This window comes from Agromyces sp. C10 (assembly GCF_023217995.1).
GTDB classification, from domain to species: Bacteria; Actinomycetota; Actinomycetes; order Actinomycetales; family Microbacteriaceae; genus Agromyces; species Agromyces indicus.
The window spans coordinates 71,760-95,622 of sequence record NZ_JALPSX010000008.1; the positions used below are offsets into that span (position 1 = coordinate 71,760).

The 23,863-nt window shown below is 72.6% G+C and carries 21 protein-coding genes and 1 riboswitch; of the genes, 15 read left to right on the forward strand and 6 right to left on the reverse strand.

Translation table 11 applies throughout. The features are described from left to right. The first annotated feature begins 102 nt into the window (after positions 1-102). Positions 103-774: a response regulator transcription factor gene (locus M1L56_RS10445; RefSeq protein WP_248599188.1), complete on the forward strand. Its 672-nt coding sequence runs from the start codon at positions 103-105 to the stop codon at positions 772-774. A gap of 17 nt (positions 775-791) precedes the next feature. Next, positions 792-2,693, forward strand: a complete 1,902-nt coding sequence (locus M1L56_RS10450; RefSeq protein ID WP_248599189.1) for a histidine kinase — start codon at positions 792-794, stop codon at positions 2,691-2,693. Between the two features lie 17 nt (positions 2,694-2,710). Here M1L56_RS10450 and M1L56_RS10455 read toward each other — a convergent pair whose 3' ends face one another. Both M1L56_RS10455 and M1L56_RS10460 read right to left on the reverse strand, forming a co-directional pair. Beyond that, on the reverse strand, positions 2,711-3,025 hold the full coding sequence (locus M1L56_RS10455) for an MGMT family protein (protein ID WP_067945068.1): 315 nt from the start codon (positions 3,023-3,025) through the stop codon (positions 2,711-2,713). Positions 3,026-3,047: 22 nt separating this feature from the next. Then, positions 3,048-3,506, reverse strand: coding sequence for a GNAT family N-acetyltransferase (locus M1L56_RS10460; RefSeq protein ID WP_067945069.1), 459 nt, complete (start codon positions 3,504-3,506; stop codon positions 3,048-3,050). A 172-nt stretch (positions 3,507-3,678) separates the two neighbouring features. Here M1L56_RS10460 and M1L56_RS10465 point away from each other — a divergent pair, with 172 nt between their 5' ends. Then, entirely contained in the window at positions 3,679-4,896 is a 1,218-nt protein-coding gene (locus tag M1L56_RS10465) for an NADP-dependent isocitrate dehydrogenase (protein WP_067945071.1), read from the forward strand. 62 nt (positions 4,897-4,958) lie between these two features. On the opposite strand, the gene M1L56_RS10470 is transcribed toward M1L56_RS10465, so the two are convergent. Beyond that, positions 4,959-5,603 (reverse strand): response regulator transcription factor, encoded by a 645-nt coding sequence (locus M1L56_RS10470; RefSeq protein ID WP_248599190.1) that lies wholly within the window; start codon positions 5,601-5,603, stop codon positions 4,959-4,961. Then, complete coding sequence (locus M1L56_RS16110; protein ID WP_248599191.1) at positions 5,600-7,279, reverse strand: ATP-binding protein; 1,680 nt, start codon at positions 7,277-7,279, stop codon at positions 5,600-5,602. The genes M1L56_RS10470 and M1L56_RS16110 overlap by 4 nt, the downstream gene beginning before the upstream one ends. 195 nt (positions 7,280-7,474) lie before the next feature. On the opposite strand from M1L56_RS16110, the gene M1L56_RS10480 reads away from it, so the two are divergent. The 10 genes from M1L56_RS10480 (at position 7,475) to M1L56_RS10525 (ending at position 18,453) form a co-directional block, all read left to right on the forward strand. Beyond that, positions 7,475-8,068: a hypothetical protein gene (locus M1L56_RS10480; RefSeq protein WP_248599192.1), complete on the forward strand. Its 594-nt coding sequence runs from the start codon at positions 7,475-7,477 to the stop codon at positions 8,066-8,068. Between the two features lie 111 nt (positions 8,069-8,179). After that, complete coding sequence (locus M1L56_RS10485; RefSeq protein ID WP_248599193.1) at positions 8,180-10,057, forward strand: heavy metal translocating P-type ATPase; 1,878 nt, start codon at positions 8,180-8,182, stop codon at positions 10,055-10,057. A 147-nt stretch (positions 10,058-10,204) separates the two neighbouring features. Then, the gene (locus M1L56_RS10490; protein WP_067945107.1) at positions 10,205-11,338 is read left to right on the forward strand and encodes an ROK family transcriptional regulator; all 1,134 of its coding nucleotides are present in this window, start codon (positions 10,205-10,207) and stop codon (positions 11,336-11,338) included. 69 nt (positions 11,339-11,407) lie between these two features. Next, entirely contained in the window at positions 11,408-12,673 is a 1,266-nt protein-coding gene (locus M1L56_RS10495) for an extracellular solute-binding protein (protein WP_248599194.1), read from the forward strand. 149 nt (positions 12,674-12,822) lie between these two features. Continuing rightward, a complete protein-coding gene (locus M1L56_RS10500) occupies positions 12,823-13,818 on the forward strand; it encodes a carbohydrate ABC transporter permease (protein WP_248599195.1) in 996 nt (331 codons plus the stop codon). Then, positions 13,815-14,732 carry a carbohydrate ABC transporter permease gene (locus tag M1L56_RS10505; RefSeq protein WP_369798119.1) on the forward strand — a complete coding sequence of 306 codons (918 nt, stop codon included), beginning with the start codon at positions 13,815-13,817 and terminating at the stop codon, positions 14,730-14,732. The genes M1L56_RS10500 and M1L56_RS10505 overlap by 4 nt, the downstream gene beginning before the upstream one ends. A gap of 5 nt (positions 14,733-14,737) precedes the next feature. Beyond that, complete coding sequence (locus M1L56_RS10510; RefSeq protein ID WP_248599273.1) at positions 14,738-16,264, forward strand: glycoside hydrolase family 3 protein; 1,527 nt, start codon at positions 14,738-14,740, stop codon at positions 16,262-16,264. After that, positions 16,261-17,247: an ROK family protein gene (locus M1L56_RS10515; protein ID WP_082846870.1), complete on the forward strand. Its 987-nt coding sequence runs from the start codon at positions 16,261-16,263 to the stop codon at positions 17,245-17,247. Before M1L56_RS10510 ends, M1L56_RS10515 begins: the two co-directional genes overlap by 4 nt. Further along, complete coding sequence (gene nagB, locus M1L56_RS10520) at positions 17,232-18,017, forward strand: glucosamine-6-phosphate deaminase (RefSeq protein WP_248599196.1); 786 nt, start codon at positions 17,232-17,234, stop codon at positions 18,015-18,017. Before M1L56_RS10515 ends, nagB begins: the two co-directional genes overlap by 16 nt. 76 nt (positions 18,018-18,093) lie before the next feature. Continuing rightward, on the forward strand, positions 18,094-18,453 hold the full coding sequence (locus M1L56_RS10525; RefSeq protein WP_248599197.1) for a YrdB family protein: 360 nt from the start codon (positions 18,094-18,096) through the stop codon (positions 18,451-18,453). A 66-nt stretch (positions 18,454-18,519) separates the two neighbouring features. On the opposite strand, the gene purU is transcribed toward M1L56_RS10525, so the two are convergent. Then, the gene (gene purU / locus M1L56_RS10530) at positions 18,520-19,410 is read right to left on the reverse strand and encodes a formyltetrahydrofolate deformylase (protein ID WP_248599198.1); all 891 of its coding nucleotides are present in this window, start codon (positions 19,408-19,410) and stop codon (positions 18,520-18,522) included. Positions 19,411-19,586: 176 nt separating this feature from the next. Between purU and M1L56_RS10535 the strand changes: the two genes are divergently transcribed. Further along, positions 19,587-20,849 (forward strand): MFS transporter, encoded by a 1,263-nt coding sequence (locus M1L56_RS10535; RefSeq protein WP_248599199.1) that lies wholly within the window; start codon positions 19,587-19,589, stop codon positions 20,847-20,849. A 243-nt stretch (positions 20,850-21,092) separates the two neighbouring features. On the opposite strand, the gene M1L56_RS10540 is transcribed toward M1L56_RS10535, so the two are convergent. Next, the gene (locus tag M1L56_RS10540) at positions 21,093-22,271 is read right to left on the reverse strand and encodes an N-acetylglucosamine-6-phosphate deacetylase (protein WP_248599200.1); all 1,179 of its coding nucleotides are present in this window, start codon (positions 22,269-22,271) and stop codon (positions 21,093-21,095) included. A gap of 73 nt (positions 22,272-22,344) precedes the next feature. Continuing rightward, positions 22,345-22,426: riboswitch (ZMP/ZTP riboswitch) on the forward strand. Between the two features lie 73 nt (positions 22,427-22,499). Between M1L56_RS10540 and glyA the strand changes: the two genes are divergently transcribed. Beyond that, positions 22,500-23,816: a serine hydroxymethyltransferase gene (gene glyA / locus M1L56_RS10545; RefSeq protein ID WP_067945088.1), complete on the forward strand. Its 1,317-nt coding sequence runs from the start codon at positions 22,500-22,502 to the stop codon at positions 23,814-23,816. Positions 23,817-23,863: the final 47 nt, after the last annotated feature.

Sequence of the window (23,863 nt, forward strand, 5' to 3'; positions counted from 1 at the left end):
CCTGAACGGGGACGGCGCGGTGCGCACCGGGCACGCGGTAGCCTCGCGGTGGGCGGCGCATCGACGTCGACGGCTGTCGCACGCCTTCGAGCGGGAGGTGGAATGGAGCAGTCCGGAGAACAGCGAACCCTTCGGGTGGCGATCGCGGATGACGCGCTGCTGCTGCGCGAGGGCATCGCGAAGGTGCTCCAGGGCGGCGGCATCGAGGTCGTGGCGAGCGTCGGCACCGCCGACGAGCTGCTCACCGTGCTCGACGGCGACGACCTCGACGCGGCGATCCTCGACATCCGCATGCCGCCGACGCACCGCGACGAGGGCATCGTCGCGCTCGAGCGCATCCGCGAGCGGGGCGACGACCTGGGCGTGCTGCTGCTGTCGATGTACGCCACGCCCGAGTACGCGCTGCGCGTCATGGGCGCGGGCAGCGGCACCGGGTACCTGCTCAAGGAGCGCGTGTCCGAGCCGCAGACGCTCGTGCGCGCGGTCGAGACCGTCGCCTCGGGCGGGTCCGTCGTCGACCCCGAGGTCGTCGAGCAGCTCGTCAAGCGCACGCGCGCCGACGACCCGCTGGCGCGGCTCACCGAGCGCGAGCGGTCGGTGCTCGAGCTCATGGCGCAGGGCTACTCCAACGGCGGCATCGCCCAGACGCTGTTCCTCGGCCTGAAGACGGTCGAGACCCATGTGCGCAGCATCCTGCAGAAGCTCGACCTCGAGGAGTCGCCGGAGCACCACCGCCGCGTGCTCGCGGTGCTGACGCTCCTCGGCGAACGCTAGGGGGTGAGGCGCCCGTGATGGCGCACGGAGACCGCCGCCGCGTGCTGCTGCGCACCGCGATCATCGTGGGCGCCGTGGCCTTCAGCCTGTGGATGGAGACCGCGGGCTTCCTCGCGACGCCCGAGGCGGACCGCACGGAGGTCGCCTACGTCACCCTCCACGCCACCGTCCCCATCGTGTTCGCCGCGTGCGCGGCCATCGCGTGGGCGATCGGGCCGAACGCCGTGCCCGCACGACTCATGGTCGCGTTCGTGGTCCTGTGGATCCCGCAGTCCATCTTCCAGGTGATCGCCGGCATCGGATGGCTCTGGCCGATCGTGCGCGGCATCGACCTCGTCTGGGCGGTGGTCTCGGGCCTGCTCGTGCTCGTGTACCCGCGCGGCTGGCTCGCCGACCGCTTCGATCGCGTCATCGCCACGACGGCGGTGGTGGCATCCGTCGTCAACCTCATGGCGGTGCTCGCCCTCGCCGGGCCCGAGTCGGCCCCGTGCGACTGCGTGCCCAACCCGTACCGCATCGCCGACGCGCCGCTGCTGTTCGCCATCCTCGACTACGGCTACCGCGTGGTCGGCGTCGGCCTCGCGCTCGTCATCGCCGGGCGCCTGCTCGTGCGGTGGATCCGCGGCAGCGTGCCGGCGCGCGCGGTCGCGTTCCTCATGCCGGTCTCGCTGCTGGCCTGGGCGCTCGCGATCGCCGTGCAGGCGACCGGATACATCACCTCCACCTCGACCGGCATGGTCATCGACACGGTGGCGCTGCTCGCGATGGCGGCCGTGCCGGTCACCTTCGTCGCCGGCATCGCGCACACCCGCAACATGCGCGCCCGGGTCGCCGACCTCATGCGCATCACCCGCGAGGGCGCCGACCGCGGCCTCTGGGCGGAGTCGCTCGCGCGCACGCTGCGCGACGACAGCGTGCGCGTCTACTGGTGGGACGAGGAACGCGGACGGTACGTCGACGCGGCGGGCCGCCTCATCGACTCGCAGGAGGCGGGGCGCGGCCACAGCATCCTGCCGGTCGCCTCGCCGTCCGGCCTGCCGATCGCGCTGATCCGCCACGACCGGGTGCTCACCGACAACATGCGGCTGCTCGACGGGGTGTCGAGCGCGTTGCGGCTCTCGGTCGACAACGGCCGGTTGCGCTCGGACCTCGAACGCACCCTCGAGCAGGTCCGCCAGTCGCGCCAGCGCATCGTCGAGGCCGGCGACGAGGCGCGGCGGCGCATCGAGCGCGACCTGCACGACGGCGCGCAGCAGCAGCTCGTGTCGCTCGGGATGAACCTCCGCCTCGCGGCGAACACCGCGCGCTCGGCCGGGCAGCACGAACTGGCGTCCGAGCTCGAGGACGCCATCGCGACACTGAACCAGGGCCTGAAGGAGCTCCGCGAGCTCGCCCACGGCATCCACCCGAGCCTCCTCTCGCAAGGCGGGCTCGCGCTCGCCGTGCCGGAGCTCGCCGGGCGCTGTCCCGTGCCGGTCGAGGTCGACGTGCAGGCCGAGGGGCGACTGCCCGAGCTCGTGGAGTCGACCGCGTACTTCGCCATCGCCGAGTCGCTCGCCAACGTGGCGAAGCACTCGCAGGCGACCCGCGCCTGGGTGCGCGCCCACGTCGAGGGCGAGACGGTCGTGATCGAGATCCGCGACAACGGCGTCGGCGGCGCATCCCTCGACGCGGGCACGGGCGTGCTCGGCATCGCGGACCGCATCGAGGCCGTCGGCGGCGAACTCGAGCTCGTGAGCCCGCCCGGGTCGGGCACCACGGTGACGGTGCGGATGCCGCTGCACCCGCCCACCACGGACGCGCACGCCGCATCGGGGGCCGCGCTGCTCGTCGCCGCGGAGGCGTCCGATCCGGTACCCGGCGCACCCGGTGCGGCTGGAGTGCCGGCCGGGGGAGTGGGCACGCCGCTCGACGTCTAGCGTCGCGCCGGGGCGGCTCAGCCGTGCCAGCGGCAGGCGGCGAGGTCGATGCGGTAGCCGTCCTCGTCGTCGACGGGTCGGAGCGGCACGCCCTCGGCCTCGTAGTGCGGTCGGGCGACGTCGCCCTTGCCCGCGGGCGGGCGGCCCCCGGCACGGATCACCCGCCACCACGGCACGGAACCGCCGTACCTGGCCATCACCTGCCCGACGGCGCGCGCCCCGCGCGAGCCGAGCGTCGCGGCGACGTCGCCGTACGTCATGACCCGGCCGGGCGGGATGTCGCCGACCACGGCGAGCACGGCCTCGACGAAACCCTCGCCGGTGCGCGGCATCCGTCGACCCGACCCGCGCCCGTCAGCTCGCGAGCTGGAGTGATCCGATGATGTCGCCGTACTGGGTCTCGCCCACGTCGCGGAAGCCGATGCGGTGGAAGAACTCGCCCGGTCCTTCCTCGCCCGGCTCCCACAGCACGGTGATGTGGTCGAAGCCGCGGCGCTTGGCCTCCTCGGCCAGCGCGTGCGCGAGGAAGCGCCCGACGCCCTTGCCCTGCGCCTCGGCGTCGACGTTGATCCGCCAGATGCAGGCGCGGAACTCCTCGTGCTCGTTCTCGGGGTCGAAGTTGCCGTGGATGAAACCGACGACCTTGTCGCCGTTCAGCGCGACGCGCTGCCACGCGGTGGCGGGATTGACGACCGCGGTCTCGGCGGCATAGGTCACGGGGGCGATGAACTGCTCCTGCCCGGGCTTCAGCGACAGGTTGTTCGCGGCCACCACGTTCGTCGCGTTCAGTTCTTCGAGTCGCAGTTCAGCCATGCAACGCAGCCTAACGGAGCCGTCGTTCCCCCGGGTAGCCGCGATGAGGCGGTCGGATGTCTCGATGTCGAGATATCCCGGCGAGGCGGTAAGCTTTCAGGCGGCGTGTCGGACACCCCCGAGACTTCCTCGCTTCCCAAGCAATCCCACGAGATCCCAAGGAGACCGCCCCTTGTCGAAGATCAAGGTCGAAGGCACCGTCGTCGAACTCGACGGCGACGAGATGACCCGCATCATCTGGCAGGCCATCAAGGACCAGCTCATCCACCCGTACCTCGACGTGAACCTCGAGTACTACGACCTCTCCATCCAGAAGCGCGATGAGACCGACGACCAGATCACGGTCGACGCGGCGAACGCGATCAAGAAGCACGGCGTCGGCGTGAAGTGCGCGACGATCACGCCCGACGAGGCGCGCGTCGAGGAGTTCGGCCTGAAGAAGATGTGGCGGTCGCCGAACGGCACGATCCGCAACATCCTCGGCGGCGTGATCTTCCGCGAGCCGATCATCATCTCCAACATCCCGCGGCTCGTGCCCGGCTGGAACAAGCCGATCATCGTCGGCCGCCACGCGTTCGGCGACCAGTACCGCGCCACCGACTTCAAGTTCGACGGCCCCGGCACGCTCACGATGACCTTCACCCCGCAGGACGGCTCGGAGCCGCAGCAGTTCGAGGTCTTCCAGGCGCCCGGCTCGGGCGTCGCGATGGGCATGTACAACCTCGACGAGTCGATCCGCGACTTCGCGCGCGCCTCGCTGAACTACGGCCTGGCCCGCAACTACCCGGTGTACCTGTCGACGAAGAACACCATCCTCAAGGCGTACGACGGCCGCTTCAAGGACATCTTCCAGGAGGTGTTCGACAGCGAGTTCAAGCAGAAGTTCGACGAGGCCGGTATCACCTACGAGCACCGCCTCATCGACGACATGGTCGCGGCGTCGCTCAAGTGGGAGGGCGGCTACGTCTGGGCCTGCAAGAACTACGACGGCGACGTGCAGTCCGACACCGTCGCGCAGGGCTTCGGCTCCCTTGGGCTCATGACCTCGGTGCTCACCACGCCCGACGGCCGGATCGTCGAGGCCGAGGCGGCGCACGGCACGGTCACGCGCCACTACCGCCAGCACCAGCAGGGCAAGCCGACCTCGACGAACCCGATCGCCTCGATCTTCGCCTGGACGCGCGGCCTCGCGCACCGCGGCAAGCTCGACGGCAACCAGGAGCTCATCGACTTCTCGCGCACCCTCGAGGAGGTCGTCATCGAGACCGTCGAGTCCGGCGCGATGACCAAGGACCTCGCCCTCCTCGTCGGTCCCGAGCAGGAGTACCAGACGACCGAGCAGTTCCTCGACACGATCGACGCGAACCTCAAGGCGCGAATCGCCGCCTGAGCAACGCGCTCATCGAAGGGGTCGGATGCCGCGGCATCCGGCCCCTTCGCCGTATCCGGCGGTCAGCCAAGCATCCCCGTGGTGTGGGCGACGACCACGGCCTGCACGCGGTCGCGGACGCCCAGCTTCAGGAGCACGTGCGCGACGTGCGACTTCACCGTGGTCTCCGCGAGATGGAGCTCCCGGCCGATCTCGGCATTCGACAGCCCTCGAGCCATCTGCCGGAGGACCTCGAGCTCGCGCGAGGTCAGCTCAGCCGCCCCTGCCGGCGCGTTCGCCGGGTCCGGGCGCTCGATGTAGCTCTGGACGAGCCGAGCCATCACGCTCGGACCGAACGTCGCTTCGCCGGCCGCGCAGGTCTTCACCGCCGCGATGAGCTCCCGCGGCGGCGTGGTCTTGATGAGGAATCCCGACGCTCCCGCGCGCAGGGCACCCGCGACGTACTCGTCGAGGTCGAACAGGGTGAGCACCATCACCCTCGTCTCCGGCGAGGCCTCGAGCAACGGAGCAATCGCCGAGATGCCGTCGCCCCCGGGCATCTCGACGTCCATGAGCACGAGGTCGGGTCGAAGGCGCGCCGACTCCCGCACGGCCGACGGTCCGTCCGCGCAGACGGCTATCACTCGGATCTCGGGTTCGCTCTCCAGAATCGAGACGAGCCCGCTCCGAAGCAGCTCGTGGTCGTCCGCGAGGATCACCCTGATCATGCGGTCGTCTCCTGCCTGCGCGCGATCGGAAGCCGAGCCTCGACACGGAAGCCGCCGGTGCTCCCCGGGCCTGCGGCGAACTCCCCGCCCAGCTCGGCGACCCGCTCGGCGAGGCCCCGCAGCCCGTAGCCGGAATGCGTCGCTCCCGTCGTGACGGGGCCGTCATCGACCACAGACACGTCGACCGTGCGGCCGTCCATCGTGACGCGGACGTCGATGCGCGATCCCGGCGCATGGCGCGCGGCGTTGGCGACGCACTCCTGGACGATCCGGTAGGCGGTGGCGGCGATGTGGGGTGGGACACTCGGGAGCGGGTCGGGCAACGAGGCGCTGAGCTCCACTCCGGCGCGGGCCATCCGTTCGACCAGGGCCGGCAGATCACGCAGGCCCCGCAGTATCGACCCCCCGAGTTCGGCGTCGGCGAGGCGGGGAACGAGCTCGTCCAGCTCGCGCACCGCCTGGTCGGCGGAGGAGCTGATGACGGCGACCGAGCGGAGGGCGGCCGGACGATCCGTGTCCCATCGCAGTTCTGCGGCACCGGCTTGCATCACGATCACCCCGATCGTCCCGGAGATCGCGTCGTGGAGCTCCCGCGCCGTGGCGATTCGATCGTGCCGGACGGCCTCGGCGGCCATCCGCCGGAGTTCGGCTTCGCGCGCCGTCGCACGCTCGGCGCTGCGGCGTCGGCGCGAGTCGAACGCGCGGCTCGCCAGTCCGGTCGCCGCCGCGGCGCCCAGGACCACGACCAGGATGCCGACGTTCTCCTCCGAGAAGATCCACTGCGACGCCGACGCCGCAGCCGCGAGCGCAACCGGGCCGATCAGGGAGAACGGGCCTTGGGCGGGGGTGGCGATCACTCGCCACATGGGCAGGGCGAAGGCGAGTACCGACCACAACCCGAGCTCGACCGGCGCGCGGATCAGGAGTCCCGCGCCGACGGCGAGCGCTTGGAGCATCAGGGTTCTTCCGGGATCGCGACGCCACCAGACCGACGCGGCGGCCGTCACGATGCTCAGGGCGGCGCCGACGGGCGAGAGCCGACCCTCTGCCATCGCGAGCCACACCTCGATGCCGCAGGCCGTGACGGCAAGGAGGCCAGGGAGGAGGTCGGGCAACCCGAGCGGCCGCGGTGACGCCGTCGGTTGCGGGACTGCGTCGGGTGGGCCCACGTCCCCGCCGGAGGACGAGCGCAGCAGGTCCAGCAGCCCGCGCAGCTTCACGGTGGCCAGGCGCCCCGCGTCCTGGATCTCCCGGAGCGCAGCGGGCCCGTCGAACGACGCGGCGTCCCTCGGTTCGAGTGAGCCCGTTCCCGGCGGCGTCGTGCCGGACGCGTATTCCTCGATCGCGGTGGTACGAGAGCGGATGGCGACGAGGGCGCCCCGCACCACGGCATCGATGTCCGCCGACATTCTCGCCCGTTCCTCGAGGAGCGCAGTCCGGACGGCTCCTTCAACGGTGCGTGCCGCAGTCGCGCGGGCATGCTGCGCGGCACGACGCGCCGACTGCGAGCCGATCCACGCGGCTCGAACGGCGACGCCGAGCAGGGCGAACAGGGTGGAGAGGAACGCGACGTCGGGCACCGGCAGCTCCCCGCCGTACATGCCGGCGACGGTCACGACGGCTGCGACGATGGCGATGCCGACGACGACCGCATACGAAGTGATGCGCGCTCCCACGCACGAAACGTAGCGGCGGGGCGTCGGCGCCGCATCCTCCTCGCGGACGAGCCCGCACCGTCCGCGGGAACGAACGGTCATCCTCGAGATTGCCGAGTGGGCGAGGGACTCCGGGCCGATGCGGACACGGCGCGCGCGGGTGAGCATCGGCAGTGACGGCGCTCCGCCGCATCGAACGACGACGAAGGAGTTCTCATGTCCCGCCTCACCATCGCCGCCCTCGCGGCAGCGATCGCGACTTCGGCGATCGCGCTCACCGACGCCATGACCCGCGGGCTCACCGGCGACGACTCGATCTTCGCCGACGGGAGCGCCGTTCCGGTCGTCGAGGCCCTTGGCGACGTCGTGCACATCGCCTGCTACGCCCTACTGGTCGCGGTGCTGGTCCTCGTCGCCGGCCCGCTCTTCGCCGGGCATCCGTGGCGTCAGATCCTGCGCTGGGCCCTGGTCGTCGCGTACGGACTGATGGCGCTCGGCATGGCGGCCGGGCTGCTCGGACCGGGTCCGGACGGCGCGCTCGCCGTCGTCGTCACCGTCGGCTTCTTCGCGATGCTGCTCTTGCCCGGAGTGTTGGGGCTCACGCTGCTCATCCAGCATGACCGGTCTCCTTCGGCCTTCCTGTTGACACTGACGCTTCCCGCCGCGGTGCTCATGTTCGTCCTTCCCGAAGGCTGGGCGCATCCCGGGTATGCCGAGACGTTCGCGAACGTCGGCCTGGCGCTGCTCGGAGTGGGATCCGCGGTCCCAGCCGACCGGGGCGGCCGCGTGGCCGCAGCGAGCGCGACCTGAGCAGCACGCTCATCGAAGGGGTCGGATGCCGCGGCATCCGGCCCCTTCGCCGTCTCCGGCGCGCGCACGCCCGGGCCTCGCGCATCGGCGCGATCGGCGAGGATGGAGGGCATGGCCAGCGGCATCCGCCTCGTTCGTCGCTACCCGGTCGTCGCGCTCACCGTCGCGATCGGGCTCGTCGGCGCGATGCTCGCGCTCGCCGGGGCCGGCTGGCTGGTCGCCTGGGTCTTCAGCGGCTACGCGCTCACGATCGCGGCGTGGCAGGCCGTCGGCATGGTCCGCGACCTGCTCCGCGGCCACTGGGGCCTCGACGTGCTCGCGGTCACGGCGATCATCGCGACGGTCGTGGTGGGGGAGTACGTCGCCGCCCTCATCGTCGTGCTCATGCTCACGGGCGGCGAGGCGCTCGAGGACTACGCGGGCCGCCGCGCCAAGCGCGAGCTCGACGCGCTGCTCGCGCGGGCGCCGCAGCGCGCGCACCGGGTCGTCGACGACCACTTCGTCGACGTGCCCATCGACGAGGTGCGGCCGGGGGACGTGCTGCTCGTGCGCCCGAGCGAGATCGTGCCGGTCGACGGCACGCTGCGCTCGGCCGAGACCGCGGTCGACGAGTCCTCGATCACGGGCGAGAGCCTGCCCGTCGAGAAGCGGGCCGGCGACGACCTGCTGAGCGGGTCGGTGAACGGGCACGCCGCCGTGCAGATGACGGCGACCGCCCGGGCCGCCGACAGCCAGTACCAGCAGATCGTGGCGCTCGTCGCCGAGGCGGCCGCGAGCAAGGCCCCGGTGGTGCGCCTCGCCGACCGCTACGCGGTGCCGTTCACGGCGTTCTCCCTGCTCCTCGCGGGCGTCGCCTGGTGGGCGTCGGGCGACCCGGTGCGCTTCGCCGAGGTGCTCGTGCTCGCGACGCCCTGCCCGCTGCTCATCGCCGCCCCCGTGGCGTTCATGGGCGGGATGAGCCGCGCGGCCCGGAACGGCGTGATCGTCAAGGGCGGGGGCGTGCTCGAGCAGTTGGCGCACGCTCGCACGGCCGTGTTCGACAAGACCGGCACCCTGACGCACGGGTCGCCGGAGCTCGTCGCCGTGAGACCCGAGGCGGGCTTCGACGCCGACGAGCTGCTCGCCCTCGTCGCGTCGGCCGAGCAGTACTCGTCGCACGTGCTCGCGGCCTCGATGATCGACGCGGCGACCGAACGCGGGCTCCGCCTGTCCGAAGCGGATGCCGCACGCGAGGCGGCGACGAACGGCGTGGTCGCCCGCATCCGGGGGCGCGAGGTCGTGGTCGGCAAGTTCGCGTTCGTGCTCGAGCACGCGCCGGAGGCGCGGCGCACGCCCATCGCGCCTGGCGAGCTCGCCGTGTACGTGGCCGTCGACGGTCGGTACGCCGGCGCGCTGCTCGCGCGCGACCGGCTCCGCGACGACGCACGGGAGACCCTGGCCCGGCTCGAGGCGCTCGGGGTGACCCACACGATGATGCTGACCGGTGACGCGCAGGCGACCGCCGACCACATCGCGGCCGAGCTCGGCATCGAGCGCGTCCGGGCGGAGTGCCTGCCGGCCGACAAGGTCCAGGAGGTCGCCGCGATCACCGAGCGGCCCGTGATCATGGTCGGCGACGGCGTGAACGACGCCCCGGTGCTGGCGGCGGCCGACGTCGGCCTCGCGATGGGGGCGCGGGGCGCGACGGCGGCGAGCGAGTCCGCCGATGCCGTGATCCTCGTCGACGACGTCTCACGGACGGCGAAGGCCGTCGAGATCGGGCGCGACACCGTGCGCATCGCCCTGCAGAGCATCTGGCTCGGCATCGTGGTGAGCGTGGGACTGATGGTGGTCGCGGCGTTCGGCTACATCCCCGCGACCGCGGGCGCCCTGCTGCAGGAGTTCGTCGACCTCGCGGCGATCCTCGCGGCGCTCCGCGCCATCGGCGGCCGGCGCGATGCGGCGTCGACGGTGGCGGCGGCGGCCCGGGTCGGCGCGACCGCCCGCTGACACCTGCGCCTGCGGGAACGAGGTCACGGACGGGTAACGACCTCTTGCGCCGGAGTTTGTTCGTAAGGTTTACTAACAAACGTGACCGCAACGGAGACCACCCCGGCCCAGCAGCCCCAGGCGCCTGCCACGAGCGCGACCGCTCCGCTGTTCGCGGGCCGGGCGCTCCGGGCGTCCGGCAAGGTGCTCCCCGAGCACGCCCGCAGCCACAACCGCTCGCTCGTGCTCCAGACGCTGTACACCCAGGGCGCGCAGAGCCGGGCCGATGTCGCCCGCGAGACCCGCCTCACGCGCGTCACGGTCTCCGACCTCGTCGCCGAACTCATCGCCGAGGGGCTCGTCGTCGAGCTGGGCCAGCGCGAGGACGCCCGCCCGGGCAAGCCCGCGACCCTCATCGACGTCGACCGGGCCGGGTTCCACGTGGTGGCCCTCGACCTCTCCGAGCACACCCGCTTCCGGGGCGCCGTGCTCGACCTCGACGGCGGCATCGTCGCGCGCGCCGAGGTCGCGCTCGACGGCGCGACCGGCGAGCGCGCGGTCGAGCTCATCGTCGAACTCCTCGACGGGCTCCTCGCCCTGACGACCGCGCGCGTGCTCGGCATCGGCGTCGGCTCGCCCGGTGTCGTCGAGCCGAACGGCGTGGTCCGCTCCGCGCCGAACCTCGGCTGGACCGACCTGCCGCTGCAGGAGCGGCTGACCGCCGCCTTCCACCTGCCCGTGCACGTCGCCAACGACGCCAACGTCGCCGTGCTCGCCGAGCACGCGACCGCGCCCGGCGACCTCATCCTCGTGAAGGTGGGCCACGGTGTCGGCGCCGGCCTCATCGTCGGCGGCCGCCCTGTGCTCGGCGCCGGCTCCGCCGCGGGCGAGATCGGCCACGTCGTCGTCGGCACCGACGGCGGGCCGCGCTGTGCGTGCGGCAAGCACGGATGCCTCGAGTCGTGGCTCGCCGTGCCCCGGCTCACCGCCGAGCTCGAACGGCTCGGCACGACGGATGCCGCGGCATCCGCTCGCGAAGAGACCCTGCGGGAGGCCGGCCGTCGTCTCGGCATCGTGCTCGCCCCCGTCGTCGGTGCGCTGAACCTCTCCGAGGTCGTGCTCAGCGGACCGACGGAACTGCTTGACGGACCGTTGCTCGAGGCGGCCGTCGAGACGCTCCGGAACCGGACCATGGCGGAACACCACCGCGATCTGAGGCTCCGGATGACGGCACACGGGCAGGACATCGTCCTGCGCGGCGCGGCCGTCATGGTCCTGTCCGGGCAGCTCGGGGTCTCGTAGAGGCCCACCCCGCACCACGGGTGGACGCACCCCGCCCCACCCCACGTCCCATCGAAAGGAACCCCAGCAATGAGGAAACTCGGCATCGCGGCGCTCGGCGCCGCTGCTGCGCTCACCCTCGCCGGCTGCGCCACGACCGGAAGCGACGTCGCCTCCGACGAGGGCGCCGAGATCCGCGTCTGGCTCGTCGGCACCGACACGCCCGACGCCGCGCGCGACTACCTGGTCGAGACGTTCGAGGAGGAGCACCCCGGCTCCACGCTGGTCATCGAGGAGCAGTCGTGGGACGGCCTGGTCGACCGCCTGACCACGAGCCTGTCCGGCTCCGACAGCCCCGACATCGTCGAGGTCGGCAACACCCAGGCCGCGGCGTTCACCTCGGCAGGCGCGTTCCTCGACCTCACCGAGCACTACGACGAGCTCGGCGGCGACGACCTCCTGCCCGGCTTCGTCGAGGCCGGCTCGTACGACGGCAAGTTCTACGCCGCACCGCTCTACTCCGGTTCGCGGCTCGTGTTCTACAAGAAGGACGCCCTCGAGGCGGCCGGCCTCTCGGTGCCCGGCGACCTCGACGAGTACATCGCCAACGGCGAGGCGCTCGCCGAGGCGAACCCGGGCAAGTCGGGCATCTGGTGGCCCGGCCAGGACTGGTACAACGCCCTGCCCTACATCTGGGAGAACGGCGGCGAGGTCGCGGTTCCGGACGGCGACCAGTGGGATGCGCAGCTCTCCAGCGACGAGTCGGTCGCCGGGCTCGAGCAGGTGCAGCAGGTCATGACCAACGCCTCGCTCGCGCCCAAGGACGGCAACGAGACCAACCCGCAGGTCGGCTACTGCGACGGCACCACGCTGCAGCTGTCGGCCCCGAGCTGGGTCAAGTGGTCGATCCTCGCGCCGGCCGACGCCGAGACCCCGGGCTGCCCCGAGGAGGAGGCCAACCTCGGCGTCTACGCCCTGCCGGGCAAGGACGGCGGCGCCGCCCAGGTCTTCGCGGGCGGCTCGAACATCGGCATCTCGGCGAAGTCGAAGCACCCGGAGCTCGCGCTCGACGCGATGAAGATCATCCTGTCCGACGAGTTCCAGACCATCTACGGCGAGAACGGCCTCGTTCCGGCCAAGCTCTCGCTCGCCGACACCCTCGGCACCGACGAGGTCGCGCAGGCGATCGCGGCGGCCGCGGGCAACGCCAAGCTCACCCCGGCGTCGCCGAAGTGGGCCGACGTGGAGGCCGCCGGCATCCTGCAGGACCTCTTCGTCAAGATCGCGCAGGGCGGCGACGTCCAGGCGCTCGCCGAGGAGGCCGACCAGAAGATCGAGGACATCCTCAACGGCTGATCCCGTCCCGACCGGGTGCGGCCGCGCAGCATGGCCGCGCGACCGCACCCGTCCTCCAGGCCCCGGGCCGGCAGCCGCCCACACACGCTGCCGGCCCGGAACCATGAGCGGGCCCCGCCCGCGGCCTCCGTCGACTGCAGGAGAACCCCATGACCACCACCGACAGCGTCCCGCCCCCGGTCGTCAGCTCGGTCGACGGCGAACGGCTCGTCGCGCCGCAGCCCGCGCCCCGGCGATCGCCCCGGCGTCGTCGGCCCACGGGCGGACTCACCCCGTACGCCCTCCTCGTGCCGGCCTCGATCGTGCTCGCCGCGATCGTCGGCTGGCCCCTCGTCCAGCTGCTCGTCACGTCGATGCAGGAGTTCGGCCGGGCGCAGGTCTTCGGCGCCCCGCCCGAGTGGGTGTGGTTCGACAACTACGTGTCGGTCCTCACCGATCCCGCCTTCTACGCGGTGCTCGGCCGCAGCCTCGTGTTCGCCGCGGCGTGCGTCGTCATCACGATGCTGCTCGGCACCCTCATCGCCCTGCTCCTGCAGCGCCTGCCGAAGGGCTTCCGCCTGCTGCTCTCGCTCGGGCTGCTGCTCGCGTGGGCGATGCCGCCGCTGTCGGCGACGATCGTGTGGGGCTGGATGTTCGACACCGACTACGGCGTCGTCAACTCCGTGCTGGTGAACGCGTTCGGCCTCGAGCAGTACACGCAGCACTCGTGGCTCATCGAGCCCCTGAGCTTCTTCCTCGTCGCGGGCGTCATCATCGTCTGGGGCGCGGTGCCGTTCGTCGCATTCGCCCTCTACGCCGGGCTCACCCAGGTGCCCGACGAGGTGCTCGAAGCCGCGCAGCTCGACGGCGCGGGCGGGTTCAGCCGATTCCGGCTCATCGTGTTCCCGTACCTCAAGCCGATCTTCCTCATCACGACGATCCTGCAGATCATCTGGGACCTGAAGGTGTTCACCCAGATCTTCGCGCTGCAGGACATCGGCGGCATCCGCGAGCAGACGAACACGCTCGGCGTGTACATCTACCAGGTGTCGATCGCCGGCGGCGACTTCGGCACCGGCGGCGCGATCGCCGTCATCACCGCGATCATCCTCATGTCCATCTCGCTCTACTACGTGCGCCAGACCGTCAAGGAGGAGGAGCTGTGAGCGCCCTCGTCGCCCCCGGGACGCAGCCGGCCGCGTCCGGCCGCCCCGCCGGTCGGCCCGCCGCATCCCGGCGCCGCCGCATCCGCCCGTCGACCATCGGCTGGAGCGCCCTCTCGGTCGTGCTGTTCGCGCTGTTCGCGTTCCCCGTCTACTGGATGGTCAACACGTCGTTCCAGCCGAACAACGAGATCCGCGGCACCGACATCCACTTCTGGCCCGACAACTTCACGCTGCGCAACTACGCGACGGTGCTCTTCGACCCGGGTCGCACGCCGTTCGCCCCCGCCGCCCTGAACTCGCTCATCGTGACGCTCACGACCGTCGCGGTCGCGCTGATCTTCGCGTTCCTCGCGGCCCTCGCGGTCACCCGCTTCCGGTTCAAGAGCCGCCGGACGTTCATCATCGTGATCCTCGTCGTGCAGATGATCCCCGGCGAGGCGATGATCGTCTCGATCTTCCGCGTCATCGACGGATGGCAGCTGCTGAACACCCTCATCGGCCTCACGATCGTGTATGTCGCCACGGTGCTGCCGTTCACGATCTGGACCCTGCGGGGCTTCGTGAACGGCGTCCCCGCCGAGCTCGAGGAAGCTGCGATGATCGACGGATGCTCTCGTTCCGGCGCCTTCTGGCGGGTCACGTTCCCACTGCTCGCCCCGGGCCTCGTGGCGACGGGCGTGTTCGGCTTCATCCAGGCGTGGAACGAGTTCGTGATCGCGCTCGTACTGAACGCGCGACCCGAGATGATGACCCTGCCGGTGTGGCTGCGCACCTTCCTCGTCGCCAACGGCACCACGAACTGGGCGGCGATCATGGCGGGCTCCACGCTCATGGCGATCCCCGTGATCGTGTTCTTCCTGATCGTGCAGGGACGCATGACGAGCGGCCTCGTGAGCGGGGCGGTGAAGGGGTGAGCACCATGACGACGGATGCCGCGACCGGCGACCTGCGCCGCGACATCCTGACCACGCTGCTGCCCGGATTCACGGGGCCGACGGCGCCCGAGTGGCTGCTCGGCCTGCTCGCCGAAGGGCTCGGGGGAGTGTGCCTGTTCGCCACGAACGTGCGCACGCCCGGCCGGCTCCGCCGGCTCACCGCGAGCCTGCGCGCCGCGAACCCGCACGCCGTCGTGGCCATCGACGAGGAGGGCGGCGACGTCACCCGGCTCTTCGCCGACCGTGGTGCGCCGTACCCGGGCAACGCCGTGCTCGGCCGCATCGACGACGAGTCCCTGACGCGCGAGATCGGCCGCGCCGTGGGCGACGCCCTCGTCGAGGTCGGGTGCACCATGACGTTCGCACCCGACGCCGACATCAACTCGAATCCGCTGAACCCGGTGATCGGCGTCCGCAGCTTCGGCGCGACCCCCGCGCTCGTCGCCCGGCACACCGCCGCGTGGATCGAGGGCGTGCAGTCGACGGGCATCGCCGCGAGCGCCAAGCACTTCCCGGGCCACGGCGACACCGCGACTGACTCGCACCTGGCGCTGCCCGTCGTCGACCTGCCGCTCGAGCGGCTCCGCGAGCGCGAGCTGGCACCGTTCCGCGCGGCGATCGCGGCCGGCACGCGCACGATCATGACCTCCCACATCCTGCTGCCGCAGCTCGACGCGGAGCAGCCCGCCACCCTGTCTCCCCGCATCCTGCACGGCCTGCTCCGCGGGGAGCTGGGCTTCGAGGGCGTCATCGTCTCCGACGCGCTCGACATGGCCGGGGCGAGCGGCGTGCACGGCATCCCCGAGGCGGCCGTGCGCGCACTCGCCGCCGGCTGCGACCTCCTGTGCATCGGCACGGGCAACACCGCCGACCAGCTCGCCGAGATCGTCGCGGCGATCGAGGCCGCGATCGAGGCCGGCCGCCTGCCGGCCGAACGGGTGGCGGATGCCGCGGCCCGCGTGCGGGCGCTCGCACCGGCGTCCGACGCCGAGTCGGGAGCCGACACGAGCGCCGACCTGCCCGCCGACCTCGGCGCGCGCATCGCGTCGTCGTTCCACGAGGCGCCCGGCGCCCTCGAGCGCCTCGCGGGTGCGGGGCGCCTCGGCACCGTCGTCCGCATCGACACGGCGGCGAACATCGCCGTGGGCGAGGTGCCGTGGGGGCCGTTCGCCCTCGTCGCCGCTCCCGACCCGAGCCGCCCGGCGCCGATCTGGCTGACGGAGGCCGCGATCGTGCCGGTCGACGCGTCGACGCCGCTCGCCGACCCGACCGGCCTCGCCGGGCCCGTGCTCGTCGTGGGCAAGGACCTGCACCGGCATCCGTTCGCCGTCGACGCGATCGAGCGCCTGCGCGCGGTGCGCGACGACGTCGTGACCGCCGACCTGGGCTGGCCGAGCGACGACCTCGCGCTCGCCGACGTCGCGACGTTCGGTGCGTCGCGGTCGGTCGCCGAGGCGTTCGCCGAGCGCATCGACGGTGCCCTGCGCACGACGCCGGCGGAGGCCTCGTGAGGCTCGGCATCGACATCGGCGGCACGAAGACCGCGGCCGTCGCGATCGGCGACGACGGCGCCCTCAGCGACCAGGTGCGCATGCCCACGGGCTTCGGCGCCGATGCGGTCGTCGAGACCGCGCTGCGCACGGTCGAGCGGATGTCGCAGCTCGCCGGCGTCGACGCGCATGCCTTCCACTCCATCGGCATCGGCATCCCCGGCTCGGTCGACAGCGCGACCGGCCGCGTCGCGCACGCCGTCAACCTGGGCCTCGAGGGCCTCGACCTGGGCCCGCGCCTGGCCGACCGCCTCGGCGTCGACGTGCGCGTCGAGAACGACGTGAACGCCGCCGCGCTCGGCGCCCACCACCTGCTCGGCCTCGCCGACGGGCAGCGGGCGCACTCGATGGCCTACCTCAACCTCGGCACCGGACTCGCGGCGGGCATCGTCCTCGACGGGCACCTGCTCCGCGGCCGCCGCGGCGTCGCGGGCGAGATCGGCCACATCCCCGTCGACCCGGCCGGTGCGCCCTGCCCGTGCGGCCAGCGCGGCTGCCTCGAGACCGTCGCGTCGGGGTCCGCGCTCGCCGCGATGTGGCCGAGCGAGCACAAGCATCCGAGCCTCGAGCTCTTCGACCGGGCCGACGCCGGCGACGCCGCCGCGGTCGCCGTGCGCGACCGGTTCCTCACCGGCGTCGCATCGGCGGTGCGGCTGCTCGCGCTCACGACCGACGTCGACGACATCGTCATCGGCGGCGGGCTCGCCGCGCTCGGCGACCGCCTGCTCGTCGGCACGCGGCGCGTGCTCGCCGACTGGACGGCCTCGTCGCCGTTCCTCGCCTCGCTCGACCTCGCGTCCCGCGTGCAGGTCATCCCGCGCGGCTTCCCCGCCGCGGCCGTCGGCGCCGCGCTCGTCGGCGACGAGCCGGCGCCATCCGGCGGAGCCGAACCGCTCCGCACGCCCGCGATCCAGGAGGAGGTGCCCGCATGGCCGAGGTCGTGATCGTCGGTTCGGAGGAGGAGGCCGGAGAGCTCGCGGCATCCGCGCTCGTCGACCTCGTGCGCTCGCGACCCGACGCGGTGCTGGGGCTCGCGACCGGGTCGACGCCGCTGTCGACCTATCGGGCGCTCGCCCGGCGCCTGCGCGACGACGGCCTCGACGTGTCGCGCGTGCGCGGGTTCGCGCTCGACGAGTACGTGGGACTGCCGCCCGGGCACCCCGAGTCGTACCGCGCGGTCATCACGCGCGAGGTGGTGGAGCCGCTCGGGCTCACGCCGTCCCTCGTGCGCGTGCCGAACGGCGACCCCGATACGATCCGCACGGCGGCCGACGACTACGAGCGCGCCATCGCCGAGGCGGGCGGCGTCGACCTGCAGATCCTCGGCATCGGCCGAACCGGGCACATCGGGTTCAACGAGCCCGGCTCCTCGCTCGCCTCGCCCACCCGCGTGAAGACGCTCACCGAGCAGACCCGCGCCGACAACGCGCGCTTCTTCGACTCGCCCGACGACGTGCCCGTGCACTGCATCACCCAGGGCATCGGCACGATCCTCCGGGCTCGGCACCTCGTGCTGCTCGCGTTCGGGGCGGCGAAGGCGCGCGCGCTCGCCGACGCGGTCGAGGGCCCGGTGTCGGCGAGCCGGCCCGGCTCGGCCATCCAGCTGCACCCGCACGCGACCGTGATCGTCGACGAGGCCGCGGCCGCCGAACTCGAGCACGCCGACTACTACCGGCACGCGTGGGCGAACAAGCCCGACTGGCAGGGCATCTGACGTCGCCGGTGGACGGACGCGCGTGGACGGGTGACGGATGCCGCGGCATCCGTCACCGCGGTTAGGCTTGAACCTCGTGACCGACGCCACGCCCGACACGCCCCAGGTGGGCTTCAACGACCTGCTGCGGTTCCTGCTCGAGGTCTTCGCGATCGTGACCCTCGGCATCTTCGGGTTCGTCGCGTTCGAGCTGCCGTGGCCGGGCGTGCTGCTCGGCATCGGCCTGCCGCTCGCCGCGATCCTGCTGTGGGCCCTGTTCCGATCGCCGAAGGCCGTGTTCCGCGTCGACCCGTTCGTGAAGGCGCTCGTGGAGATCGCCGTGTTCTCGAGCGCGGCGATCGCGTGGTGGGTCATGGGCCAGCCCGTGATCGCGGTCGTGTTCGCGGTGGTCGCCGCGGTCAGCGGCGTCATCAACGGACGCCGCGAGTTCCGCTGATCCGGCGGCGCCGGCTGCCTCCGGTGGTCGAGGAGCGCCGGAGGCGCGTACCGATACCCGCGCGCCTCAGCGGAAGATGACGGTGCGCTGCCCGTCGAGCAGCACGCGCCGCTCGGCGAACCACTTCACGGCCTGCGAAAGCGTGCGGCTCTCCTCGTCCTGGCCGATCGCGACGAGTTCCGCGACCGAGCGCGAGTGGTCCACGCGCACGACGTTCTGCTCGATGATCGGGCCCTCGTCGAGGTCGCTCGTGACGAAGTGCGCGGTCGCGCCGATGAGCTTCACGCCTCGGGCGTGCGCCTGGCGGTACGGGTTCGCGCCCTTGAAGCCGGGCAGGAACGAGTGGTGGATGTTGATGCACCGGCCGGCGAGCGCGTCGCACAGCTCGGGGGAGAGGATCTGCATGTAGCGGGCGAGCACGACGAGCTCGATGTCGTGCTCCTCGACCGCATCGAGGATCCGCCGCTCGAACGCCGCCTTCGTCTCGGGCGAGACGACCGCCTCGGACTCGAACGGCACGCCGTAGAAGTCGACCAGGTCGCGCAGCGTGCCGTGGTTCGAGAGCACGAGCGGGATCTCGACGGGCAGCTGGCCCGCGCGCTGGCGGAAGAGCAGGTCGTTGACGCAGTGCCCGGCGGTCGACGCGAGCACGAGGGTGCGCAGCGGCCGGCCCACCTCGTCGAGGTGCAGGTCCATCTGCCAGCGCTCCCGCACGGGCGCAAGAGCGGCTTCGAGCTCGGCCCGGTCGGCGGGCGACTCCACCTGCACGCGCATGAAGAACCGGCCGGTGTCGTGGCTCGCGAACTGCTGGCTCTCGGTGATGTTGCCGCGCGCGGCGACGATCGCGCCGCTCACCGCGTGGACGATCCCGGGGCCGTCGGTGCAGCTCAGCGTGACGACCCAGTGGTTCAGGTGCGTGCCCGTGGCATCCGCGGTCTCGGTGGCATCCGTGATCATCCGGACAGCGTACCCGGCGGTCGCGCGACGTTTCGGGCGTTCAGGCGACGCACGGATGCCACGCGGTAGACTGCTCGCGGTCGTGCGGTCACCGCCGGCCCCGGGCGCGCACGTGAGCGCGTAGTCGACCCGCCGCAGGCATCGCCGCGAGCGGGGAACGCCGTCGGATGAACCTCATGCCGATCACCTCATCGTCGCGCGTCGCCGCGACCCCCACCGCCGCCCTGCCGTGGAAGCCGCTCATCGCGCTCGCCTCGGCGGTGTTCCTGTCCATCACCATCGAGATGATCCCGATGGGCCTGCTCCCCGAGATGAGCGCCGACCTCGGCGTCGGCGAGCCGCTCGTGGGCCTGCTCGTCTCGGTCTTCGCGTTCGCCGTCGTCGTGACGTCCGCCCCGCTCACCGCGCTCACCCGACGGATGCCGCGGCGCACGCTGCTCACGGCCGTGCTCGTCCTGCTCGGCCTCACGAGCATCGCGAGCGCGCTCGTGCCCGAGTACTGGATGCTCGTCGCCGTGCGCGTGCTCGGCGGCGTCGCCCACGGCGTGTTCTGGGCGCTCGTGGGCGCCTACCCGGCCCGCCTCGTGGCCCACGGTCAGCTCGGCCGCGCCGTGTCGACGGTGCTCGGCGGCGGGACGATCGCCCTCATCGCGGGCGTGCCGATCTCGACCGCGCTCGGTCAGGCCCTCGGCTGGCGGCCGGTGTTCGCGCTCGTGGGCGTGCTCACGCTGGTGGGCGCGCTGGTGGTGCGCGCGGTGCTGCCGACGGATGCCGCGGCGCCGGCCGCGACCCGTCCGGCGACCGGCTCCACGGCCGCGATCCGCGTCTCGGAGGCCGGCGGCATGGCGGCCGTGCTCGCGGTGTGCGTCGTCACGGCGGTCGTGATGATCGGCCAGTACGCCGCCCTCACCTACGTCGCGCCGATCCTCACCGACGTCGTCGGCGCCGCGCCCGAGGCGGTCGCCCCGCTGCTGTTCGCGTCGGGGCTCGCCGGCGCCGCGGGCCTCGTGGTCGCGGGCAGCCCGATCGCCCGCAACAGCGTGCGCGCCCTCGTGGTCGCGATGACCGCGATCGCCATCGCCCTGGTGGTGATGGCCGCCGAGCCCGGCCTGTCGCCGGCCGTCATCGCCTACACCGCGTGGGGCTTCGCGTTCGGCGCGGTGCCGCCGCTGCTGCAGACGCGCCTGCTCCAGGCCGCCCCGCCCGAGCGACGTGACGCGGCCAGCGCCCTCTACACGACCGCGTTCAACATCGGCATCGGCGGCGGCGCGCTCCTCGGCGGGCTGCTGTTCGGCGCGTTCGGCGTGGGTGCGGTTCCGCTCGCGTACGCCGTCATGCTCGTCGCGGCATCCGTGATCGTCGTCGTGTCGTCGACGCGCGCGGCGGCCGGTCGCGCCCGCGTCGCCGCGGCGACCGGCTCGATCACGCCCTCGGCGTAGGGGGCCGATACACCCCGAACCGACCTCCTCGGCCAGATCACGGAATGCTCCCAGCGGGCTCACGGGTTCCGGGAGGCAGGATGAGATCGCGGCCGGAGTTCGGGCCGGCCGCGGTCGGCACGACCCGCATCGGGGGAACGAGGCGCGGGTTCGACACGCGGGCCGGGCGAGCGGAGACGAAGGGGAGCAGGCCTCCGCCCCGGCCCGAAGCCGACCGACGCCCGCGCCGCGGGACCGCGGGGATCAGACCAGTCGCGCGCCCGCGCCCCAGACCGCGGTCACGGCGAGGTCGTCGTCGAGCAGCACCGCGTCGGCGGCGTATCCCACGTCGAGCCGACCGAGGTCGTGCGCGCGACCGACGGCCGCCGCGGGCGTCTCGGTGAGGGCGGTCACCGCGTCCGCGAGCCCGATGCCGCACTCGAGCACGGCGCGGCGGAGCGCGGCATCCTGCGTCAGCGTCGAGCCGGCGATCGCCCCGCCCTCGGCGAGGCGCGCGATGCCGTCGACCACGTCGACCTCGAGCGACCCGAGCACATACCGGCCGTCCGCCGATCCGGTCGCGGCCATGGCATCCGTCACGAGCGCCACCCGGCCCGCCGCCCCCGCGAACGCGAGGCGCACGACGTCGGGATGCACGTGCACGCCGTCGTTGATGACCTCGAGCGTGACGTGGTCGGCGTGCATGGCCGCGACCACGGGACCCGGCGCGCGGTGGTGGATGCCGCGCATGCCGTTGAACGCATGCGTGAGGATGCTCGCGCCCGCCTCGAACGCCGCGAGGGCGGTCGCGAAGTCCGCGCCGGTGTGGCCGAGCGCGACGGCGACCCCCGCGTCGACGAACCGCGCCGTCGCCTCGCCCGCCCCGTCGTGCTCGGGCGCGATCGTGATCTGCCGCAGCGTGCCCGCGGCCGCGTCCAGCAGCCGGTCGACGGATGCCGCATCCGCCCGCCGCAGGCGCGCCGGGTCGTGGGCCCCGCGGAAGTCGTGGTCGAGGAACGGCCCCTCGAGGTGCGACCCGAGCACGAGCGGGTCGGATGCCGCGACGCGGGCGATCGCCCCGAGGCGGCCCTCGAGCTCGTCGATGCCCGCCGTCACGAGCGACACGACGCTGCGGGTCGTGCCGTGTGCGCGATGCGTCGCGAGCACCGTGCGGATCGCGTCCTCGCCGTCGTCGGCGGCGGCGCCGCCCCCGCCGTGGCAGTGCAGGTCGATGAACCCGGGTACGAGCCACCGACCCGCGGCATCCGTCACGGTCACGCCCCCGTCGGCGGCGCCGTCGCGGGGGAGGCCGTCGCGCCATCCGTCGCCGACGCTGCGTGCGGCGACCCGGTCGCCGTCGAACCGCACCCAGGCCTCGGGCACGACGTCGCCCCCGGACACGAGGCGGGCGGAGTGGATCACGTCGACGCGCGGGGAGCTCACCCGCTCACGTTATCCCGCTGCGCGCGTCGGCGGATGACGCACGGCGTGCGGTCGCGGCATCCGTTGGTATGCTTGCGAGCGTCGCGACTGGCGTTGAGATGGGTGACCATCGGGGAGCGACTGGCACGGACCGACCGCACGCCTGGGCCGGTACGCGAAGCCTCGGGGCGCGAGTCGCGCACGAGGCGATTTCCGCAGGTCCGCATGTCATCTTCGAAGGAGCCAGTCTTGGCCGAATCACTCTCCACCGTCGCGCCCGGCACCGCCGCCGGCGCCGACTCCGTCTTCAACAAGCCGCTCGCCGAGGTCGACCCCGAGATCGCCGAGGTGCTCGAGCAGGAGCTGAACCGCCAGCGCCACACGCTCGAGATGATCGCGAGCGAGAACTTCGTGCCGGTGTCGGTCCTGCAGTCGCAGGGCTCGGTGCTCACCAACAAGTACGCCGAGGGCTACCCGGGCCGCCGCTACTACGGCGGCTGCGAGTACGTGGATGTCGCCGAGTCGCTCGCCATCGAGCGCGCCAAGTCGCTGTTCGGCGCCGAGTACGCCAACGTGCAACCCCACTCGGGTGCGACCGCGAACGCGGCCGTGCTGTCGGCGATCGCGACGCCCGGCGACACCATCCTCGGCCTCGAGCTCGCGCACGGCGGCCACCTCACGCACGGCATGAAGCTGAACTTCTCGGGCAAGCTCTACAACGCCGTGTCGTACGGCGTCGACCCCGAGACGTTCCTCGTCGACATGGACGCGCTGCGCGACAAGGCCAAGGAGACCAAGCCGCAGGTCATCATCGCCGGCTGGTCGGCGTACCCGCGCCACCTCGACTTCGCCGCGTTCCGCGAGATCGCCGACGAGGTCGGCGCGAAGCTCTGGGTCGACATGGCCCACTTCGCCGGACTCGTCGCCGCGGGCCTGCACCCGTCGCCCGTGCCGCACGCCGACGTCGTCTCGACCACCGTGCACAAGACCATCGGCGGCCCCCGCTCGGGCCTCATCGTCTCGCGCGACACCGAGCTGGCGAAGAAGCTGAACTCGAACGTTTTCCCCGGCCAGCAGGGCGGCCCGCTGATGCACGTGATCGCCGCGAAGGCGACCGCGTTCAAGATCGCGGCCTCCGAGGAGTTCAAGGACCGCCAGGCGCGCACCATCTCGGGTGCGAAGCTGCTCGCGTCGCGCCTCACCGCCGACGACTCGCGCGCCGCGGGCGTCGACGTGCTCACGGGCGGCACCGACGTGCACCTCGTGCTCGCCGACCTCCGCACGTCGGAGCTCGACGGCCAGCAGGCGGAGGACCGCCTGCACGAGGTCGGCATCACCGTGAACCGCAACGCGGTGCCGTTCGACCCGCGTCCGCCGATGGTGACGTCGGGCCTGCGCATCGGCACGCCCGCGCTCGCGACGCGCGGGTTCGGCGACGCCGAGTTCGCCGAGGTCGCCGACATCATCGCGCTGGCGCTGCAGCCGTCGGCGGATGTCGCGGCGCTCCGCTCGCGCGTCGAGGCGCTGACCGAGGCGTTCCCGCTCTACCCGGGGCTGCAGCAGTAGTCTCGCGGAGCTCCGGGTCCGGCCTGCCCCATCGTGGTCCGGCCGGA

Bases quoted from the DNA above. Each gene is read 5' to 3' on its own strand.
- M1L56_RS10445 (WP_248599188.1), top strand. From the start codon at position 103: ATGGAGCAGTCCGGAGAACAGCGAACCCTTCGGGTGGCGATCGCGGAT.
- M1L56_RS10450 (WP_248599189.1), top strand. From the start codon at position 792: ATGGCGCACGGAGACCGCCGCCGCGTGCTGCTGCGCACCGCGATCATC.
- M1L56_RS10455 (WP_067945068.1), bottom strand. From the start codon at position 3,025: ATGCCGCGCACCGGCGAGGGTTTCGTCGAGGCCGTGCTCGCCGTGGTC.
- M1L56_RS10460 (WP_067945069.1), bottom strand. From the start codon at position 3,506: ATGGCTGAACTGCGACTCGAAGAACTGAACGCGACGAACGTGGTGGCC.
- M1L56_RS10470 (WP_248599190.1), bottom strand. From the start codon at position 5,603: ATGATCAGGGTGATCCTCGCGGACGACCACGAGCTGCTTCGGAGCGGG.
- M1L56_RS10480 (WP_248599192.1), top strand. From the start codon at position 7,475: ATGTCCCGCCTCACCATCGCCGCCCTCGCGGCAGCGATCGCGACTTCG.
- M1L56_RS10485 (WP_248599193.1), top strand. From the start codon at position 8,180: ATGGCCAGCGGCATCCGCCTCGTTCGTCGCTACCCGGTCGTCGCGCTC.
- M1L56_RS10495 (WP_248599194.1), top strand. From the start codon at position 11,408: ATGAGGAAACTCGGCATCGCGGCGCTCGGCGCCGCTGCTGCGCTCACC.
- M1L56_RS10500 (WP_248599195.1), top strand. From the start codon at position 12,823: ATGACCACCACCGACAGCGTCCCGCCCCCGGTCGTCAGCTCGGTCGAC.
- M1L56_RS10510 (WP_248599273.1), top strand. From the start codon at position 14,738: ATGACGACGGATGCCGCGACCGGCGACCTGCGCCGCGACATCCTGACC.
- nagB (WP_248599196.1), top strand. From the start codon at position 17,232: ATGGCCGAGGTCGTGATCGTCGGTTCGGAGGAGGAGGCCGGAGAGCTC.
- purU (WP_248599198.1), bottom strand. From the start codon at position 19,410: ATGATCACGGATGCCACCGAGACCGCGGATGCCACGGGCACGCACCTG.
- M1L56_RS10535 (WP_248599199.1), top strand. From the start codon at position 19,587: ATGCCGATCACCTCATCGTCGCGCGTCGCCGCGACCCCCACCGCCGCC.